The 19,674-nt window shown below is 66.2% G+C and carries 17 protein-coding genes; 15 read left to right on the top strand and 2 right to left on the bottom strand.

The features are described 5' to 3' along the window. Window positions 1–153: 153 nt before the first annotated feature. The 5 genes from AC1RQK_RS05130 to AC1RQK_RS05110 all read left to right on the top strand — a co-directional run bounded on the left by AC1RQK_RS05130 (window position 154) and on the right by AC1RQK_RS05110 (window position 5,199). On the top strand, window positions 154–1,359 hold the full coding sequence (locus AC1RQK_RS05130) for a branched-chain amino acid ABC transporter substrate-binding protein (protein WP_441636623.1): 1,206 nt from the start codon (window positions 154–156) through the stop codon (window positions 1,357–1,359). Window positions 1,360–1,567: 208 nt separating this feature from the next. Then, a complete protein-coding gene (locus AC1RQK_RS05125) occupies window positions 1,568–2,503 on the top strand; it encodes a branched-chain amino acid ABC transporter permease (protein WP_043349266.1) in 936 nt (311 codons plus the stop codon). A 13-nt stretch (window positions 2,504–2,516) separates the two neighbouring features. Further along, entirely contained in the window at window positions 2,517–3,677 is a 1,161-nt protein-coding gene (locus AC1RQK_RS05120; RefSeq protein ID WP_441636626.1) for an ABC transporter permease subunit, read from the top strand. Window positions 3,678–3,690: 13 nt separating this feature from the next. Then, window positions 3,691–4,467, top strand: coding sequence for an ABC transporter ATP-binding protein (locus tag AC1RQK_RS05115; RefSeq protein WP_043349258.1), 777 nt, complete (start codon window positions 3,691–3,693; stop codon window positions 4,465–4,467). A gap of 15 nt (window positions 4,468–4,482) precedes the next feature. Beyond that, a complete protein-coding gene (locus AC1RQK_RS05110; RefSeq protein WP_400092785.1) occupies window positions 4,483–5,199 on the top strand; it encodes an ABC transporter ATP-binding protein in 717 nt (238 codons plus the stop codon). 108 nt (window positions 5,200–5,307) lie between these two features. Here the strand turns inward: AC1RQK_RS05110 and AC1RQK_RS05105 are convergent, their stop codons facing one another. Both AC1RQK_RS05105 and AC1RQK_RS05100 read right to left on the bottom strand, forming a co-directional pair. Further along, entirely contained in the window at window positions 5,308–6,495 is a 1,188-nt protein-coding gene (locus tag AC1RQK_RS05105; RefSeq protein WP_492807928.1) for an acetylornithine transaminase, read from the bottom strand. Window positions 6,496–6,761: 266 nt separating this feature from the next. Further along, window positions 6,762–7,835 carry a CDP-6-deoxy-delta-3,4-glucoseen reductase gene (locus AC1RQK_RS05100; RefSeq protein WP_150986027.1) on the bottom strand — a complete coding sequence of 358 codons (1,074 nt, stop codon included), beginning with the start codon at window positions 7,833–7,835 and terminating at the stop codon, window positions 6,762–6,764. A 9-nt stretch (window positions 7,836–7,844) separates the two neighbouring features. Here AC1RQK_RS05100 and AC1RQK_RS05095 point away from each other — a divergent pair, with 9 nt between their 5' ends. The 10 genes from AC1RQK_RS05095 to AC1RQK_RS05050 all read left to right on the top strand — a co-directional run bounded on the left by AC1RQK_RS05095 (window position 7,845) and on the right by AC1RQK_RS05050 (window position 19,664). Continuing rightward, window positions 7,845–8,825 carry an NAD-dependent epimerase/dehydratase family protein gene (locus AC1RQK_RS05095; RefSeq protein ID WP_492373080.1) on the top strand — a complete coding sequence of 327 codons (981 nt, stop codon included), beginning with the start codon at window positions 7,845–7,847 and terminating at the stop codon, window positions 8,823–8,825. Window positions 8,826–9,291: 466 nt separating this feature from the next. Next, the gene (locus tag AC1RQK_RS05090; protein ID WP_492807926.1) at window positions 9,292–10,263 is read left to right on the top strand and encodes an ABC transporter substrate-binding protein; all 972 of its coding nucleotides are present in this window, start codon (window positions 9,292–9,294) and stop codon (window positions 10,261–10,263) included. Window positions 10,264–10,276: 13 nt separating this feature from the next. Next, entirely contained in the window at window positions 10,277–11,149 is an 873-nt protein-coding gene (locus AC1RQK_RS05085) for an ABC transporter permease (RefSeq protein ID WP_492373078.1), read from the top strand. Continuing rightward, window positions 11,146–11,925, top strand: a complete 780-nt coding sequence (locus AC1RQK_RS05080) for an ABC transporter ATP-binding protein (protein ID WP_183036756.1) — start codon at window positions 11,146–11,148, stop codon at window positions 11,923–11,925. The genes AC1RQK_RS05085 and AC1RQK_RS05080 overlap by 4 nt, the downstream gene beginning before the upstream one ends. A gap of 15 nt (window positions 11,926–11,940) precedes the next feature. Next, window positions 11,941–12,714: a histidine utilization transcriptional repressor HutC gene (hutC, locus tag AC1RQK_RS05075; protein ID WP_492373077.1), complete on the top strand. Its 774-nt coding sequence runs from the start codon at window positions 11,941–11,943 to the stop codon at window positions 12,712–12,714. 76 nt (window positions 12,715–12,790) lie between these two features. Then, complete coding sequence (gene hutH, locus AC1RQK_RS05070; protein ID WP_492373076.1) at window positions 12,791–14,371, top strand: histidine ammonia-lyase; 1,581 nt, start codon at window positions 12,791–12,793, stop codon at window positions 14,369–14,371. A gap of 277 nt (window positions 14,372–14,648) precedes the next feature. Next, on the top strand, window positions 14,649–16,370 hold the full coding sequence (gene hutU / locus AC1RQK_RS05065) for a urocanate hydratase (RefSeq protein ID WP_492373075.1): 1,722 nt from the start codon (window positions 14,649–14,651) through the stop codon (window positions 16,368–16,370). Continuing rightward, a complete protein-coding gene (locus tag AC1RQK_RS05060; RefSeq protein ID WP_492373074.1) occupies window positions 16,367–16,978 on the top strand; it encodes a HutD/Ves family protein in 612 nt (203 codons plus the stop codon). Before hutU ends, AC1RQK_RS05060 begins: the two co-directional genes overlap by 4 nt. Next, complete coding sequence (hutI, locus tag AC1RQK_RS05055) at window positions 16,975–18,267, top strand: imidazolonepropionase (protein ID WP_492807923.1); 1,293 nt, start codon at window positions 16,975–16,977, stop codon at window positions 18,265–18,267. The genes AC1RQK_RS05060 and hutI overlap by 4 nt, the downstream gene beginning before the upstream one ends. After that, the gene (locus AC1RQK_RS05050) at window positions 18,264–19,664 is read left to right on the top strand and encodes a formimidoylglutamate deiminase (RefSeq protein WP_492807921.1); all 1,401 of its coding nucleotides are present in this window, start codon (window positions 18,264–18,266) and stop codon (window positions 19,662–19,664) included. Before hutI ends, AC1RQK_RS05050 begins: the two co-directional genes overlap by 4 nt. The last annotated feature ends 10 nt before the right edge of the window (window positions 19,665–19,674 follow it).

The raw sequence follows: 19,674 nt of genomic DNA, 5'->3' as shown, positions 1-19,674 counted from the left end.
GTTAATCCTTCAGGTTGTTGCGTCGCATATTGCATCCGTATAAAAAGGGAATACAATTCGCGCGTTTCAAATTGAAACTAAACTAAGGCGGTTCAGGGAAACGTCCGGGGGGCGTTGGTTTACCCTGATCATGTGAATCCTAGGAGATCACTCATGCAAATCACGTTTGCCAAGATTCTGCCGATCGCAGCCGCAGTGGCGCTGGTTACTGCTTGTGGCAAGAAAGAAGAAAAGCCCGCTGATGCGGCAGCATCGGCTCCTGCGGCGGCTACCGCGCCGGCAGCAGGCAGTGGCGATGTCGTAGTAAAGATCGGCCATGCGGCACCGCTCACCGGCGGCATCGCTCACCTTGGCAAGGACAACGAAAACGGCGCCCGCCTGGCCGTGGAAGAAGTCAACAAGACCGGCCTGGAGATCAACGGCAAGAAGATCAAGCTCGAACTGGTCGGCGAAGACGACGCAGGCGACCCGAAGACGGGCACGGCTGTGGCGCAGAAGCTGGTGGACGCCAAGGTCGTGGCCGTGGTTGGCCACCTGAACTCGGGCGTATCGATTCCGGCCTCCAAGATCTATAGCGATGCTGGCATCGTGCAGATCTCGCCGTCGTCGACCAACCCCGACTACACCAAGCAAGGCTTCAAGACCACGTTCCGCGTGGTGGCCACCGACGCCCAGCAAGGCCCGGCACTGGCCAACTACGCCACCAAGAGCCTGCACGCCAAGACCGTGGCCATCGTCGACGATGCCACTGCCTACGGCAAGGGCCTGGCCGACGAGTTCGAGAAGACCGCCAAGGCTTCGGGCGTGAACGTGGTGGCACGTGAAGCCACCAACGACAAGGCTACCGACTTCAAGGCCATTCTGACCAAGATCAAGGGCAAGAAGCCCGACGTGATCATGTACGGCGGCATGGACGCCACCGGCGGCCCGTTCGCCAAGCAGGCCAAGGAACTCGGCATCAGCTCCAAGATCGTTGGCGGCGATGGCGTCTGTACCGACAAGGTGGCTGAGCTGGCCGGCGATGCCGTGTCCAACATCATCTGCTCGGAAGCCGGTCTGGCGCTGTCCAAGATGGAACAGGGCGCGGATTTCGACAAGCGCTACCAGGCTCGCTTCAATGCGCCGGTGCAGATCTACGCACCGTTCACCTATGACGCCGTCATGGTCATCGTTGACGCCATGAAGCGCGCCAACTCGACCGAGCCGGCGGCCATCCTGGCCGAGATGCCCAAGACCAACTACAAGGGCCTGATCGGCAACATCGCCTTCGATGAAAAGGGCGACATGAAGGAAGGCACCATCACGTTGTATGAGTACAAGGACAAGAAGAAGACCGTCCTTGACGTCGTGAAGATGTAAACCGGGCTTACCGGCCCATCCGAACGGCACCGCGAGTATGTTGCGGTGCCGTTTTTTTAGCCTTGCCATACGTGCAGCATCCTTACCATGGGTGGAGTAGGCAGGCCGCTTACCAGCAAATATCGACACTACCAAACCACCCACATATCAACGTCCCCCCGACATCCACACCATGTCGAGGGAAATTGGACGGAAGCAAGGAGTTTTCATGGATATCTTTATCCAGCAGATCGTGAACGGTCTGGTGCTCGGCAGCATCTATGCGCTGATCGCACTCGGCTACACCATGGTCTACGGCATTCTCGGGATCATCAACTTCGCCCACGGCGACGTGCTGATGATCGGCGCGCTGACCGCCCTGTCAGCCATACTTGGCTTGCAGAAATTCTTCCCCGGCTTGCCGGAGTGGCTCACGCTGGTGATTGCCACGCTGATCGCCATGCCGGTTTGCGCCGCGCTGGCCTACACCATCGAGCGGGTCGCCTACCGGCCGTTGCGCAACGCGCCCCGGCTAGCCCCGCTGATTACCGCCATCGGCGTGTCCATCATCCTGCAGACCCTGGCGATGATGATCTGGTCGCGTAACCCGCTGACCTTCCCGCAGCTGCTGCCCTCGTCGCCGATCGATATCGGTTCGACCGGCGCCACCATCACGGGCAAGGAAATCGTCATCATCGGCATGGCGCTGATGGTCATGGCGGGCCTGCTGACGCTCGTCAACCGCACCAAGCTGGGCCGCGCGATGCGCGCCACCGCCGAGAACCAGAAGGTGGCGGGGCTGATGGGCGTGAACCCGAACTTCGTTATCTCGGCCACTTTCATGATCGGTGCGGCGCTGGCCGCGCTGGCGGGCGTGATGATGGCGACCAACTACGGCAATGCGCACTTCTACATGGGTTTCATCCCGGGCCTGAAGGCGTTCACCGCCGCGGTGCTGGGCGGCATCGGCAACCTTGCGGGCGCCATGGTTGGCGGCATGTTGCTGGGCCTGATCGAAGCGCTGGGCGCCGGCTATATCGGCGATCTCACCAATGGGGTGTTTGGCTCCAACTACCAGGACGTGTTCGCCTTCATCGTGCTGATCATCGTCCTTGTATTCCGTCCGTCCGGCATCATGGGCGAGCGGGTTTCCGAACGCGCCTAAGGAGAGAGAATCCATGAATACCCCGATTCCATCCCCGGCGGCGCAGGCTGCGCCGCTGACCAAGACGCCGGCCAAGACCATGGCCGCGTTGCTTGGCTTCCTGGTCATCGCCTTGTGCGCCCCGTTCCTGGTGCAGACGCTGGGCGGCAACTACTGGGTGCGCGTGCTCGACTTCGCGCTGATCTACATCATGCTGGCGCTCGGCCTGAACATCGTGGTGGGCTTTGCCGGCCTGCTCGACCTCGGCTACATTGCCTTCTATGCCGTCGGCGCATACATGATGGCCTTGCTGGGCTCGCCCCACCTGGCCAACCAGTTCGAGTGGATCCACCAGCTCTTCCCGCATGGCTTTCACGTCTCCATGTGGTTCGTGCTGCCGCTGGCCGTGCTGGTGGCGGCAACATTCGGCGTGCTGCTCGGCGCGCCAACGCTCAAGCTGCGCGGCGACTACCTCGCTATCGTGACCCTGGGCTTTGGCGAGATCATCCGCATCTTCCTGAACAACCTCGACCGGCCGCTCAACATCACCAATGGCCCGAAGGGGATCACCGCGGTGGACCCGGTCCACATCTTCGGCTTCGATTTCTCCAAGTCGCACGAGATCTTCGGGCTGAAGTTCACGCCAGTGTTCATGTACTACTACCTGCTGGTCGTGCTGGTGATCGCCATCGTGTTCATCTGCCTGCGCTTGCAGAACTCGCGTATTGGCCGCGCCTTCGTGGCCATCCGCGAAGACGAGATCGCCGCCAAGGCAATGGGCATCAACACCCGCAACATCAAGCTGCTGGCCTTTGCCATGGGCGCGTCGTTCGGCGGCGCGTCGGGCGCGGTGTTCGGCGCCTTCCAGGGCTTCGTGTCGCCTGAGTCGTTTGTGCTGTGGGAGTCCATCTACATCCTGGCCATCGTGGTGCTGGGCGGCATGGGCCACATTCCTGGCGTGATCCTGGGCGGTATCCTGCTGGTGGGTTTCCAGGAACTGCTGCGCGCCGTGGCGGAGCCGGCGCAGAACATGCTCTTCGGCCATACCATCGTCGACGCCGAAGTGCTGCGTCAGCTGTTGTTCGGGCTGGCCCTGGTTGGTGTGATGCTGTATCGCCCGGCGGGCCTGTGGCCGTCGCCGCGCAAGGAAGACCGGCCGGTGATCCGCCGCCCGGGCAGCGTTGGCCGTTTCTGACCAGGAGGACATCATGAGCAACGAGAATCTCCTCCTGTCCGTACAGGGGGTCAACAAGCGATTCGGCGGCCTGCAGGCATTGTCCGATGTGGGCCTGCAGATCAAGCCGGGCGAAATCTACGGCCTGATCGGTCCCAACGGGGCCGGCAAGACCACCTTCTTCAACGTGATTACCGGCCTGTACACACCGGACTCCGGCGAGTTCGTGCTGGGCGGCAAGGCCTACCAGCCGACCGCCGTGCACGAAGTCGCCAAGGCCGGGATTGCCCGCACCTTCCAGAACATCCGCCTGTTCGGCGAGATGACCGCGCTGGAAAACGTGATGGTGGGCCGCCACGTGCGTACCAAGGCTGGCCTCTTTGGCGCGGTGTTCCGCCCGCCTTCGGTCCGGCGCGAGGAGCACTCGGTGGAAGACTGGGCGCATGACCTGCTGGAGTATGTCGGCATCGGCAAGTACGCGCACTTCACCTCGCGCAATCTGTCCTACGGCCACCAGCGTCGCCTGGAGATCGCGCGGGCGCTGGCCACCGAGCCCAAGCTGCTGGCGCTCGATGAGCCCGCCGCTGGCATGAACGCCACCGAGAAGGTGGAACTGCGCGGCCTGCTCGACAAGATCCGCAGCGATGGCAAGACCATCCTGCTGATCGAGCACGACGTGAAGCTGGTGATGGGCCTGTGCAATCGCCTGACCGTGCTCGACTACGGCAAGGTCATCGCGCAGGGCCTGCCGCACGAAGTTCAGAGCAATCCAGCGGTGATCGAGGCTTACCTCGGTACCCCGGCGCACTGACGGGGGAAATACACAATGAAAGAAACACTACTCAAGATATCCGGCCTGAAGGTCGCGTACGGCGGCATCCAGGCGGTCAAGGGCATCGACCTCGAGATCAAAGAAGGCGAACTGGTCACGCTGATCGGCGCCAACGGCGCCGGCAAGACCACCACCATGAAGGCCATCACCGGCCTGCAGGGATGGGCCGGCGGCGATGTGGAGTACATGGGCAAGTCCATCAAGGGGGTGCCAAGCTACACGCTGCTCAAGCAAGGGCTGGCGATGGTGCCGGAAGGGCGCGGGGTATTTGCGCGCATGACCATTACCGAGAACCTGCAGATGGGCGCCTACACGCGCATCGACGAGGCCGGCATCAAGGCCGACATCGACCGCATGTTCGGCATCTTCCCGCGCCTGAAGGAGCGCGCCAACCAGCTGGCCGGCACCATGTCCGGCGGCGAGCAGCAGATGCTGGCCATGGCGCGCGCGCTGATGAGCCAGCCCAAGCTGCTGCTGCTGGACGAGCCCTCGATGGGCTTGTCGCCGATCATGGTCGCGAAGATCTTCGAGGTGGTGCGCGACGTCTCCGCGCTGGGCGTGACCGTGCTGCTGGTGGAGCAGAATGCGCGGCTGGCGCTGCAGGCCGCCCACCGCGGCTATGTGATGGAGTCGGGCCTGGTCACCATGAGCGGCGACGCCAAGCAGATGCTGGACGATCCGAAGGTCCGCGCGGCGTATCTGGGCGAGTGATGTCGCCTCTGTGACGCTGCGGTTTGCTGCAAAGAAAAAGCCCCGCAAGCGATTTGCGGGGCTTTTTCATTGTGCCTGGCCGGCGGCGCGCCGGCTTCAAGACGAGGCTCAGGCCAGCTTTTTCAGCAGCGTGCGCAGCATGCCGATCATCTGGTCGATTTCCTCGATGGTCACGTTCAGCGCGGGCATGAAGCGCAGCAGGTTGGGGCGCGGCGAATTCAGCAGCAGGCCTTGCGGCTGCATGTCGCGCGCTTCTTCCACCAGTTGCGGGCCGATGTCCTTGTTCAGCACCAGTGCGCGCAGCAGGCCTTCGCCGCGTTCGCCGCCCAGGCCGAACTCGGACGTCAGCGCCAGCAGCTGCTCGCGCAGGTAGGCGCCTTTTTCTTGCACGCTTTGCAGGAAGCCGGGCGCGGTCAGCTGCGAGATCACGGCGCTGCCAACGGCCGTCATCACCGGGTTGCCGTTGTAGGTGCCGCCCTGGTCGCCGGCTTCGAAGCTCGCGACCTCGGCCTTGCACAGCAGGGCTGCCAGCGGCACGCCGCCGCCAATGCCCTTGCCCAGCGTCATGATGTCCGGCTCCACGCCCGACAGTTCATAGGCGAACATGGTGCCGCAACGGCCGCAGCCGGTCTGCACTTCGTCGACGATGAACAGCAGCTTGTGCTGGTCGGCCAGCTTGCGCAGGCCCTGCATGAATTCGCGCGAGGCGGGGATCACGCCGCCTTCGCCCTGCACCGGCTCCAGCATGATGGCCACGGTCTTGTCGTTGATCAGCTTTTCGACCGAGGCCAGGTCGTTCAGGTCAGCCTTGGGGAAGCCTGGCACCTGCGGCGCGAAGATGGTGTCCCAGCCGGCCTTGCCCGACGCGCTCATGGTGGCGAGCGTGCGGCCATGGAAGCTGTGGTCCATGGTGATGATCTCGAACGCGCCGTTCTTGTGCTTGCGGCCCCATTTGCGCGCCAGCTTGATCGCGCCCTCGTTGGCTTCCGCGCCGCTGTTGGCGAAGAACACCTTGTCGAAGCAGCTGGCATCGGTGAGCTGCCTGGCCAGCTTGAGCATGGGTTCGTTGTAGAACGCCGGGCTGGGGTTGAACAGCTTCTTCGACTGGTCGACCAGCGCGTCGATCATGGCCTGGTTGGAGTGTCCCAGGCAGTTGACCGCCCAGCCCTGCACGAAGTCCAGGTATCGCTTGCCGTTATGGTCCGTGAGCCACGAGCCCTTGCCTTCGGTAAAGACGAGCTCGGGCCGGTTGGTGATGTACATCAGGGATTGGATGGGGTACTCAGCAAATGCCATGGCGGACTCCAGGGGTCGGCGTGAAACAGGGGAGAGGAGAGCAGAAAAACAAAAAGCCACGGGGATTGCCCGTGGCTTGTTGACCTGAACAGAAGCTATGGACGGTCAGCCGCGAGGCACCCCGGTGGGGAGCGACGTACGGTAGCTGCGTCGGTTGTTGATAGCGTAGTTCATGGCGGCCAATATAAGGCCCATGCGCCCGGCTGTCAAAACGAATTTTGGCGGAGCCGGGCATTGTTGTCGCTTGGAAACGGGCAGCGGGGCGCTCAGGCCGCCGGTGCCGGCGGTACCGAACCTGCCGGATGCATGTCCGCTTCCGACGTGAACGAGTCGGCGAAGAAGGCATCCTCGTGCAGGTCGCAGCGCAGGGAAAAGTCCTTGCGCGCAGCATTGATCATCACCGGCGCGCCGCAGGCGTAGACCTCGAAGCCGGACAGGTCGGGATGGTCTTCCATCACGGCCTCGTGGACAAAGCCGGTGCGGCCGTCCCAGTCGTCGCTGTCCTGGGCGTTGGAGATCACCGGCACGTAGCGGAAGTTGGGCAGCTCGCGCGCCCATTGCTCGCACAGCGCGTGCATATAGAGATCGCGCGGGCGGCGGCCGCCCCAGTACAGCGTCATCGGGCGGGTGATGCCGGTGTAGACCGCGTGCTCGACGATGGCCTTGATCGGCGCGAAGCCGGTGCCGGAGGCCAGCAGGATGATGGGCTTGTCGGAGTCTTCACGCAGGAAGAAGCTGCCGAGCGGGCCTTCGAAGCGCAGGATGTCGCGCTCCTTCATGGCCGGCTGGCCTTCCCTGGCGCCGAACACGTAGTCGGTGAAGGTGCCGCCGGGCATATGGCGGATGTGCAGCTCGATCGGGCCTTCCTGGTGCGGCGGCGTGGCGATGGAGTAGCTGCGGCGCTTGCCGTCGCGCAGCAGGAACTCGACATACTGGCCGGCCAGGAACTGCATGCGCTCGGTGGCGGGCAGTTGCAGGCGGGTCACGATCACGTCGTCGGCCACGCGTTCCAGCGTGGCGACGCGGCACGGCACCTTCTTGATGGGGATGTCGCCGGCGCCTTGCACCTCGCGGCATTCGATGGTGATGTCCGAGGTGGGCTTGGCGCAGCAGAACAGCGCGCGGCCCTCGGTCTTTTCCTGCGCGGACAGCGCGGAAGCGGCATGATCGCCCTGCTCGATGCCGCCAGCGGTGACACGGCCCTTGCAGGATCCGCATGCGCCGTTCTTGCAGCCGTAGGGCAGGCCGATGCTGTGGCGCAGGGCCGCGGTAAGGATGGTTTCATCCGCGGCCGCTTCGAACGTGCGGCCGCTGGGCATGACGGTAACTTGATAAGCCATAATCACTCAATGAGCAAAAATCTGTCGCGACGCCGCCTGGGTCGCCCGCGCCTACTCATCGTTGGCTGTGGGGATGTGGGCACGCGTTGCCTGCGTATTCTATCGACGCGCTGGCGCGTCTTTGCCATCACTTCGCAGCCGTCCCGCCGCACCGAGCTGCGGGACAACGGCGCCGTGCCGCTGGTAGCCGACCTGGACCGGCCCGCCACGCTGGCGCGCCTGGCCGGGCTGGCCGACAGGGTGCTGCACCTGGCGCCGCCGCCGTCCCGCGGCGAGGGCGATCCCCGCACGCTGGCGCTGCTGCGCGCCTTGCGGCGCGGTGCCTGGCGACGGTCCGCCGCACGGCCTGGCGGATGGTCTGCCAAGCCCGCTATTCTACCCGACCGAGGCTACGGCAGGTCTGGCCGACGCGCCGCGCCGCCAGCGTTCGTCTACGCCAGCACCTCGGGCGTGTATGGCGACCGGGGCGGCGCCAGGCTGGCGGAATCGCAGGCGGTGCGCCCGCAAACCGCGCGCGCCCGGCGCCGCGTGGCGGCCGAGCAGTCCGTGCGGGACTTCGGCCGCCATGCCGGCTGGCGTGCTTCCATCGTGCGCATCCCCGGCATCTATGCCGAGGACCGGCTGCCGCTGGCCCGCCTGGCCAAAGGCACGCCGGCGCTGGCGCCGCAGGACGACGTCTATACCAACCACATCCATGCCCTGGACCTGGCCCGCACCATGGTGGCGTCGCTGTTCCGCGGCCGCGCGCAGCGGGTGGTGCATGCCAGCGACGATTCGGAAATGCGCATGGCCGATTACTTCGACCTGGTAGCCGACCGCCGCGGCCTGCCGCGCCCGCCGCGCCTGGCTCGCGCGCAACTGCGCGAAGCCGTGGAGCCAACCTTGCTCAGCTTCATGAGCGAATCGCGCCGGCTGGAAAACGCGCGTCTCAAACGCGAGCTGCGCCTGCGGCTGCGCTATCCCACCGTGGCTTCTTTTTTCGACGCCTGAACTCAGGTGCTCTCGGCATTGCCCGGGAGCGCTGTCCTTTCGCATCCCTGCGGCGCCCGGTGGCACGCCGTTTGCATTGGTGTTGCCGCTCGATCCTGTATAGACAGCCAGTGATGCATTCAGCGTAAGCGTGCGCGGAGCTGGTGCGCGGAGGCGAAAGTGGCAAGGGCCGGATGCCCCGTCAACGGGCATTGGCGTGCACCCGGCCTGATCCCGTAACGTTGCCGTTTTGTGCCCGTCTTGTACCCATTTCGTGCCGTTCCAGGCCCGGCGGCATGTAAGTGCTGGCCACGCCAGTTCTGCGTTTCGCCTCGGGTTAACTACTGCATTGACTTGTATATACAGGGTTGCTAAATTGCCTGGCAAATGACCGGCGCCGCAAGTACGGCGCCGCCCGAGCCGGGCGGTCCGGCCGCCGCCAACGCTGGCGCGGCCCCGTTCGCATCACACCAAAGGAGCCAGGAAGATGGGATTTCGTATCCGTAGCGGTAAGTCGCTAGCCGTCGCCGTTGCAGCAGTCGTCGCCACGCTGGGTACCGCGGGCACCGCGCAAGCGCAAGCCACGCAGGTCACGCTGGGCATGAGCGGCTGGACCGGCTTCGCGCCGCTGACGCTGGCTGACAAGGCCGGCATCTTCAAGAAGCACGGTGTCGACGTCGACATCAAGATGATTCCGCAGAAGGACCGCCACCTGGCACTCGCCTCGGGCGCCATCCAGTGCGCCGCCACCACGGTCGAGACCCATGTGGCCTGGAACGCCAACGGCGTGCCCATCACCCAAATCGTGCAGCTCGATAAGTCCTACGGCGCCGACGGCCTGGCCGTGCGCGGCGACGTCAAAGGCTTTGCCGACCTCAAGGGCAAGACCATCGGCGTGGACGCGCCAGGCACCGCGCCTTACTTCGGCCTGGCCTGGATGCTCAAGAAGAACGGCATGAGCCTGAAGGATGTGAAGACCACCACGCTGTCGCCGCAAGCCGCCGCGCAGGCCTTCGTCTCGGGCCAGAACGATGCTGCCATGACGTATGAACCGTACCTGTCGTCGGTGCGCCAGAACCCGGACAAGGGCAAGATCCTAGCCACCACGCTGGACTACCCGATGGTGATGGACACGCTGGGCTGCGCGCCCAAGTGGCTCAAGGACAATCCCAAGGCCGCGCAAGCGCTGGTGGACAGCTACTTCGAAGCGCTCGACATGATCAAGCAGGACCCGGCCAAGGCGAACGACATCATGGGCGCGGCGGTCAAGCAAAGCGGCGAGCAGTTCGCCAAGTCATCCGCCTACCTGCGCTGGCAGGATCGTGACGCCAACCGCAAATTCTTCGGCGCAGAGCTGGCCAGCTTCAGCAAGGAAGCGGCGCAGGTGCTGCTGGAGATCGGCGTGATTCGCCAGGTGCCGGACGTCACCGCGCTGTACGACGCGCGCTTCATCAAGTAACGAGGTCGGTGCCATGACGCAGGTTCACATTGGTTCGCCCGCCGCCGGTGCGGCTACAACGCCCGCTCCCGCCGCGGTGACTCCGGCGGCCACGCGCCGGCATCCCTGGCTGGCGCCGCTGGCGCCGGTCACCCAGCGCGCGCGCTGGGTCCTGGGCTTGTCGTTCTTCGTGGCGTTTTTTGCCGTGTGGGCGGCGGTGACCCTGGGCGGCATGGTGCCGCGCACCTTCCTGGCCGATCCGATGACCATGGCCCATGAAGGTGTGCTGCTGTTTACCGAGTACAACTTCATCGGTGACATCGGCATGACGGTATGGCGCGTGCTGGGCGGCTTCGTGCTGGCCGCCGCGCTGGCCGTGCCGCTGGGCATCTTCATGGGCGCGTACAAGGCGGCGGAGGCATTCTTCGAGCCCTTCGTCTCGTTTTGCCGCTATCTGCCCGCGTCGGCCTTCATCCCGCTGCTGATCCTGTGGGCCGGCATCGGCGAGGCGCAGAAGGTGCTGGTGATCTTTATCGGTTCCTTCTTCCAGATCGTGCTGATGGTGGCGGTGACGGTGGGCGGCGCGCGGCGCGACCTGGTGGAGGCGGCCTACACGCTGGGCGCCAACAGCAGCGGCATCGTGCGGCGCGTGCTGATCCCGGGCGCCGCGCCTGAGATCGCCGAGATCCTGCGCCTGGTGCTGGGCTGGGCCTGGACCTATGTCATCGTGGCCGAGCTGATCGGCTCGTCCTCCGGCATCGGCCATATGATCACCGACAGCCAGGCGCTGCTCAACACCGGGCAGATCATCTTCGGCATCATCGTGATCGGTTGCATCGGCCTGGTCTCCGACCTGGCTTTCAAGCTGGCCAACCAGCGCCTGTTTCCGTGGAGTTCGATCAAATGAGCGCGCTGTCCATCCAGCAGGTCTCGCGTACCTTCGTCAATCCGCGCGGCGGCCAGACCCTGGCGTTGCAGCCGACCGATTTCGAAGTGGCGGACAACGACTTCGTCACCATCCTCGGCCCCTCGGGCTGCGGCAAGTCCACGCTGCTGCGCATCGTCGCCGGGCTGGATACGCCCACCACCGGGCGCGTGCTGCTCGACGGGCAGGAAGTCACCGGCCCGGGCGCGGAGCGCGGCATGGTGTTCCAGTCGTACACGTTGTTCCCGTGGCTGACCATCGAGCAGAATGTGCGCTTTGGCCTGCGCGAGCGCGGCATGAGCGAGGCCGACCAGCGCGAGCGCAGCGACTTCTTTATCCAGCGCGTGGGCCTGCGCGGCTTCGAGCATCACTTCCCCAAGCAGCTCTCGGGCGGCATGCAGCAGCGCACGGCCATTGCCCGGGCGCTGGCCAACGACCCCAAGATCCTGCTGCTGGACGAGCCCTTCGGCGCGCTGGACAACCAGACCCGCGTGCTGATGCAGGAACTGCTGCTGGGCATCTGGGAAGCCTCGCGCAAGACGGTGCTGTTCGTCACGCACGATATCGACGAGGCCATCTTCATGGCCAACCGCGTGGCGGTGTTCTCGGCGCGGCCTGGCCGCATCAAGCGCACCATCGATGTGGACTTCCCGCATCCGCGCCACTATACGATCAAGACCTCGCCGGCGTTCTCGGAACTCAAGGCGGTACTGACCGAGGAAATCCGCGCCGAGGCCATGGCCAGCGCCGAGCACTGAGTTGCCAACCAAGCCATGAAAGCTGCCACCGCCAACCGCCGGGGTGTTCCCGATTCCCCTCCCGCCGCGCTTTACCAGCAGGTGAAGGAGTACATCGCGCGCCATATCCAGAGCCGCGCGTGGCAGCCTGGCGATCGCGTGCCGTCCGAGCAGGAACTGGTGACCCGCTTCGGCGTGTCGCGCATGACGGTGAACCGCGCGCTGCGCGAGCTGGCCGAGCAGGGCCGGGTGGTGCGCGTGGCTGGCGTGGGCACCTTCGTGGCGGAGCACAAGCCGCAGTCGACGCTGCTCAACGTGGTCAACCTGCAGGACGAGATCCGCATGCGCGGACATGACTACGCTTGCGACGTCATGGTGGTGGAACGCGTGGCTGCCTCCATCGAGGTTGCGGCCGCACTGGATCTGCGCACCGGTGAATCGGTGTTCCACTCCGTGTGCGTGCACCGCGAGGACGGCGTGCCGGTGCAGCTCGAAGACCGCTATGTGAACCCGCGCGTCGCGCCGGACTTTATCAACCAGGATTTCGCCGCCGCCGATGCGGTGAAGCCCGGCGAATACCTGCTGCGCCACGTGCCCTATGATCAGATCGAGCACGTGGTCGATGCCATCTCCGCCACGGCGGAGCAAGCCACCCAACTGGAAATGCCGGCTACCCAGCCGTGCCTGCTGCTGACCCGCCGCACCTGGACGGGCGGCACCCCCGTGACCTTTGTACGTTGCCTGCACCCAGGCAACCGTTACCGCCTAGGCAGCCGATTCCGCGCCGATGGCAACCCGGCCTTCGGCTGAACCCGCCGTGGGCCGTTAATTTTTTCAGATCCACCAGCCAACGCACGAACCCGGCTGTATAGACAGGGACATACAAATGAGCGCCACCCAAGCCAACCAAACTTCCCGCCCGCTGCTGACCTTGCAGCCCGGCTCCGTCACGCTGGCCGACCTGCGCCGCATCCATCGCGGCGAAGTGAGCCTGGTGATGGATGCATCCGCATGGGCTGGCGTGCGTGCGTCCCAGGCCACCGTGCAGGACATCATCGACGCCGATGCCGTGGTCTACGGCATCAACACCGGCTTCGGCAAGCTGGCGCAAACGCGCATTCCGCATGACAAGCTGGCGGAGCTGCAGCGCAACCTGGTGTTGTCGCACAGCGTGGGCACCGGCGCGGACCTGAACAGCGACACCGTGCGGCTGATCCTGGCGATCAAGGCCGTGAGCCTGGCGCGCGGCCATTCCGGCATCCGTCCCGAAATCATCGAGGCGCTGCTGGCGCTGGCCAACTCGGGCGTCACGCCGTGCATTCCGGCCAAGGGCTCGGTGGGCGCGTCGGGCGATCTCGCGCCGCTGGCGCATATGTCGTGCACGCTGATCGGCGTGGGCGAGGTGATGATCGACGGCGTGCGCCGCCCGGCCGCCGAAGGGCTGGCCCACGCGGGCCTGGCGCCCTTCACGCTGGGCCCCAAGGAGGGATTGGCGCTGCTCAACGGCACGCAGGTTTCCACCGCGCTGGCGCTGGCGGGCCTGTTTGCCGCCGAAGACATCTTCGCTGCCGGGCTGGTGGCGGGCGCGCTGTCGCTCGAAGCCATCAAGGGCTCGGTCAAGCCGTTCGACGCCCGCATCCACGCCGCGCGCGGCCAGGCCGGGCAGATCGCCGTGGCCGGCGCCGTGCGCGCGCTGCTCGATGGAAGCAAGATCGTGGACTCGCACGTGAGCTGCGGGCGCGTGCAGGACCCGTACTCCATCCGCTGCCAGCCGCAGGTGATGGGCGCCTGCCTGGACAACCTGCAGCACGCCGCGCGCGTGCTGCAGATCGAAGCCAACGCCGCGTCCGACAATCCGCTGGTGTTCCCGGAGCAGGGCGACGTGATCTCGGGCGGCAACTTCCACGCCGAGCCGGTGGCGTTTGCCGCCGACATCATCGCGCTGGCCATCGCCGAGATCGGCGCGATCTCCGAGCGCCGCCTCGCGCTGCTGCTCGATTCCGGCCTGTCCGGCCTGCCACCGTTCCTGGTGCGCGACGGTGGCCTGCATTCGGGCTTCATGATCGCGCAGGTCACTGCCGCCGCGCTGGCGTCCGAGAACAAGTCGCTGGCGCATCCTGCCAGCGTGGACAGCTTGCCGACGTCGGCAAACCAGGAGGACCATGTGTCGATGGCCACCTACGGCGCGCGCCGCCTGGGCGATATGGCGGAGAACACCGCCGTGGTGGTCGGCATCGAAGCCATGGCCGCCGCGCAGGGCATCGAGTTCCACCGCCCGCTGGAATCCTCGCCGCTGATCGAGACCGAGATCGCACGCATCCGCGAGCGCGTGGCCTTTGTGGAAGGCGACCGCTACTTCGCACCGGATATCGAGGCAATGAAGCAGTGGGTGCAGCAGGGTGACGCGGGTGCGGGCTGGCCCGAGTCCGTGCGGCAGGTGCTGCCGTCGCAGGTGGGCGTGGCGTAAGCCGCCGTGCCGAAGAAAACAATTGGCTTCGCTTCAAGTGGCTCCTAGCCAAACCGCCCCTCTCCCCAACCCTCTCCCCGTGAGGGGAGAGGGAGCGACAACCGTCGTCATTCCAGATGGCTTTGGCGCATCGTGCCGGCTTCGGGCAATGCCGCCGGGTTGCTCCCCTCTCCCGCTTGTGGGAGAGGGGCTGGGGGAGAGGGCGGGCGCCCCCGAATGCGACGCCCCACAAATCACCGCAGCGCAGGGTTGAACCCAACACGCAGGAGAACCAGACATGAACGCCAACGAACACCAATTCACCAAAGCGGCCCCCCTGCGTGGCCAGCGCGAGATCCGCGCGCCGCGCGGCACCGAGCTGCACTGCAAGAACTGGCTGATCGAAGCCGCCTACCGCATGCTCCAGAACAACCTGGATCCCGATGTGGCCGAGCGCCCGCAGGACCTGGTGGTGTACGGCGGCATCGGCAAGGCGGCGCGCAACTGGGAGTGCTTTGACGCCATTCTCGACAGCCTGCGCAACCTGGGCGAGGAAGAATCGCTGCTGGTGCAATCCGGCAAGCCGGTGGGCGTGTTCCGCACCCATGCCGACGCGCCGCGCGTGCTGATTGCCAACTCCAACCTGGTGCCGCACTGGGCCACCTGGGACAAGTTCAACGAGCTGGACCGCGCCGGCCTGATGATGTACGGCCAGATGACTGCCGGCTCGTGGATCTATATCGGCACGCAGGGCATCGTGCAGGGCACCTTCGAAACCTTTGTCGAAGCCGGCCGCCAGCATTACAACAACGATCTCACCGGCAAGTGGATCCTCACCGCCGGCCTCGGCGGCATGGGCGGCGCGCAGACGCTGGCCGGCGTGCTGGCCGGCGCATGCGTGCTGGCGATCGAGTGCCAGGAGTCGCGCATCGACTTCCGCCTGCGCACGCGCTATGTCGACAAGAAGGCCACCAGCATCGACGAAGCGCTGGCCATGATCGAAGAAGCCACGCGCAACAAGCAGGCCATCTCCGTCGGCCTGCTCGGCAACGCTGCCGAGATCATGCCGGAGCTGGTCAAACGCGCGCAGGCCGGCGGCATGCGCCCGGACATCGTCACCGACCAGACCTCGGCGCACGACCTGGTCAACGGCTACCTGCCGGCGGGCTGGACCGTCGGGCAATGGGAAGCCGCGCGCACGACCGATCCCAAATCGGTCGAGGCCGCTGCCAAGACTTCCATCGTCAAGCACGTGCAGGCCATGCTGGCCTTCCAGCAAATGGGCGTGCCCACGCTGGACTACGGCAACAACATCCGTCAGGTCGCCTTTGACGAAGGCGTGGCCAATGCCTTCGATTTCCCGGGGTTCGTGCCGGCGTATATCCGCCCGCTGTTTTGCCGAGGCAAGGGCCCGTTCCGCTGGGTTGCGCTATCGGGCGACCCCGAGGACATCTACAAGACCGATGCCAAGATGAAGGAGCTGTTCCCCGAAGACGCGCACCTGCACCGCTGGCTGGACATGGCGCGCGACCGCATCGCCTTCCAGGGCCTGCCCGCGCGCATCTGCTGGGTGGGACTGGACGAGCGCCACCGCGCGGGCCTGGCCTTCAACGAGATGGTGAAGAACGGCGAGCTGAAGGCGCCGATCGTGATCGGCCGCGACCACCTGGATTGCGGCTCGGTTGCCAGCCCCAACCGCGAGACCGAAGCCATGCGCGACGGCTCCGACGCCGTGTCCGACTGGCCGCTGCTCAACGCGCTGCTCAACACCGCGGGCGGTGCCACGTGGGTCAGCCTGCATCACGGCGGCGGCGTGGGCATGGGCTTCTCGCAGCATTCGGGCGTGGTGATCGTCTGCGACGGCACTGACGCCGCGGCCAAGCGCATCGAACGCGTGTTGTGGAACGACCCGGCCACCGGCGTGATGCGCCACGCCGACGCCGGCTACGAAAGCGCGATCGACTGCGCCCATGAGAAGGGCCTGAACCTGCCGATGGTGCCGAAGGCGGCAGGCGCATGAACGGCGTCGAACGTTTCTCGCTCGGCGCGCTGGCCGCGCAGCCCTGGAAGAACGGCGGCGGCGTCACCCGCGAGATCGCGGCGTGGCCGCCGGGCGCCGGCATGGACGCATTCCTGTGGCGCGTGAGCGTGGCCGACATCGCCGCCGATGGGCCGTTCTCCGCCTTTCCCGGCATCGATCGCCAGATCGTGCTGCTGGACGGCGAGGGCGTACGCCTGCTGGCTGACGATGGCAGCTTCGATCATCGCCTCGATACCGTTGGCGAGCCCTTTGCCTTTGCCGGCGAGCGCGGCGTGCAAGCCACGCTGCTGGATGGCGCCACGCGCGACTTCAATGTGATGACGCGGCGCGGCCAGTGCCGCGCGAGCGTGGTCGCGGCGCGCGACGAATTCACGATCGCGCCCGGCGCGCATGTGGTGTTGTTGTTTGTGGTTGAGGGGGCATGGCGCCACGGCGTTGCCGGCCAGGGCGGGCAAGCCGTGCTGGCCAGCGACGACGGCATGCTGTTTGCCGAAGGCGTAGCGGTGCCATATCGCCTGCAGGCGATGTCGGAGCCCGCGCTTTGCCTGTGCGTCACCCTGGAACTGGAGTTGGAGAACCCGCAATGAACCTGAACCCGGCGCAGGCCGCCGTTACCTCTTCGTCCACTGAATCTACCAAGTCCGCCGATGGCGTCTGGCATCGCTGCCACCTGCTGCCCGACGGCGATCCCGCCAAGGCCATCCGTGACGCCGCGCTGGTCGTGCAGCAGGGCCGCATCGTGTGGCTCGGCGCGCAGGCAGAGATGCCGCAGGCATACGCAGCGCTGCCGCGCCATGACGCGGGCAACGCCTGGATCACGCCGGGCCTGGTCGACTGCCACACCCACCTTGTGTACGGCGGGCAGCGCGCCGATGAATTCGCCATGCGCCTGGCCGGCGCAGGCTATGAGGAAATCGCGCGCGCTGGCGGCGGCATCGTCTCCACCGTGCGCGCCACCCGCGCGGCCGATGAAGACACGCTGTTCGCGCTGGCCGCCGCGCGTCTCGCGCCGTTGCTGGCCGAAGGCGTGACCACGCTGGAGATCAAGTCCGGCTACGGCCTGGACCTCGCCAGCGAGCGCAAGCAGCTGCGCGTGGCGCGCCGCCTGGGCGAGGCCTTCGGCGTGACGGTGCATACCACCTTCCTCGGCGCGCACGCGCTGCCGCCGGAATACGCGGGCCGCGCCGACGACTACATCACGCTGGTGTGCGAAACCATGATGCCCGCGCTGGCCGAAGAGGGCCTCATCGACGCGGTGGACGCCTTCTGCGAATCCGTGGGCTTCAGCCTGGCGCAGACCGAGCGCGTGTTCCAGGCCGCCGAGCGCCACGGCTTGCGCGTCAAGCTGCACGCCGAGCAACTCAGCAACCTGGGTGGCACCGCGCTGGCGGCGCGTTACCGCGCGCTGTCGGCCGATCACCTGGAACATCTCGATGAGGCCGGCGTCGTTGCCATGGCCGGGTCGGGCACGGTGGCGGTCCTGCTGCCGGGCGCCTATTATTTCCTGCGTGACACCAACCTGCCGCCGATCGACCTGCTGCGCCGGCATGGCGTGCCGATGGCGATCTCCACCGATCACAATCCCGGTACGTCGCCCGTCACTTCGCTGCTGCTGATGATGAATATGGCGTGCACCCTGTTCAGGCTGACCGTGCCCGAAGTGCTGGCAGGCGTCACCACGCACGCCGCGCGCGCGCTGGGCGCATCCGACCGGCACGGCTTGCTGGCCGCCGGGCGCGCCGCCGATTTCGTGCTGTGGAATGTCGATTCGCCGGCCGAGCTGGCCTACTGGTTCGGGCGCAATCCCGCCGCCGCCGTGGTGCGCCAGGGCAAGGTCTATCCCGCCGCCACGCCAGCGCAAGGAGTACGGCCATGAACGCCGGAAGCCTGTTTGCCGCGCAGGCCTTGCTGCCCACGGGCTGGGCCAGCGATGTACTGCTGGCCTGGGACGACGCCGGCGCATTCACGACGGTACAGGCCGGCGCGAAACCCGCCGTGGACGTGCCGCGCGCCGCCGGGCCGCTGTTGCCGGGCATGCCCAATCTGCATTCGCATGCGTTCCAGCGCGGCTTTGCCGGGCTGACCGAGTTCCGCAGCGAGACGCTGGCCGACGGCCAGGAGAGCGATTCCTTCTGGAGCTGGCGCAAGCTGATGTACCGCTTCGCGCTGCGGCTTTCGCCCGACACGCTGGAAGCCATCGCCACGCAGCTCTATATCGAGATGCTGCGCGCGGGCTACACCAGCGTTTGCGAATTCCACTACGTGCATCACAACACGGACGGCAAGCCTTACGCCGACCCTGCCGAGATGTCGCTGCGCCTGCTGCGCGCCGCGCGGACCGCTGGCATCGGCATCACGCTGCTGCCGGTGCTGTACCAGACGGCCGGCTTCGGCGACAAGCCCGCGGTGCCGGATCAGCGCCGCTTCCTGCATGAGACGCACGCCATGCTCGCCTTGCTCGGCCGGCTGGCCCCGCAATGCCATGGCCAGGCTCGCCTGGGACTTGCCCCGCACTCGCTGCGCGCGGTGCCGCCGCAGAGTCTTGCCGACGCCGTGGCGGGCCTGCACGCGCTGGATGCAACAGCGCCGGTGCACATCCATATCGCCGAGCAGCAGCGCGAGGTCGACGAGTGCATCACGCTCACGGGCACACGCCCGGTGGCATGGCTGCTCGACCATGCCGAGGTGGATGCGCGCTGGTGCCTGGTGCACGCCACGCACCTGGACTGGGACGAACGGCGGCGGCTGGCGCACAGCGGCGCGGTGGCCGGCATCTGTCCGACCACCGAGGCCAACCTGGGCGATGGGGTATTCGACGCCGCGCCCTACCTGGGGCAGGGCGGTGTCTGGGGCATCGGCTCGGACAGCCACGCCAGCGTCAGCGTGGTGGAAGAGCTGCGGCTGTTCGAGTACGGCCAGCGGCTGGCGCTGCAAAAGCGCAACGTGCTGGCTTCGGACGCGCACAAGCAGGTGGCGGACCGCCTTTACCTTGATGCCGCCTTTGGTGGCGCGCGTGCGTCGGGCCGGGATATCGGCGCGATTGCCGTCGGGCAGCAGGCGGATTTCGTCGTGCTGGACGGGGCGCATCCCGCGCTCTCAGGTTTGTCGGGCAGCCAGGCGCTGGCGGTCCATGTGTTCACCAACCATGGGCATGAGACACTAGCGGAAGTCCGCACGGCGGGCCGCACGCGCGTGCAGCATGGTATGCACGCCTTGCAGGCTGACGCTGGCAAGCGCTTTGCCGCTGCGCGCGCCAGCCTGCTGACTGACTAAAACCCGGCGC

The organism is Cupriavidus sp. GW822-FHT02D05 (assembly GCF_058802485.1).
Note: the sequence above shows the minus strand (reverse complement) of the source record. Positions and strands in the feature narration are given on the sequence as shown.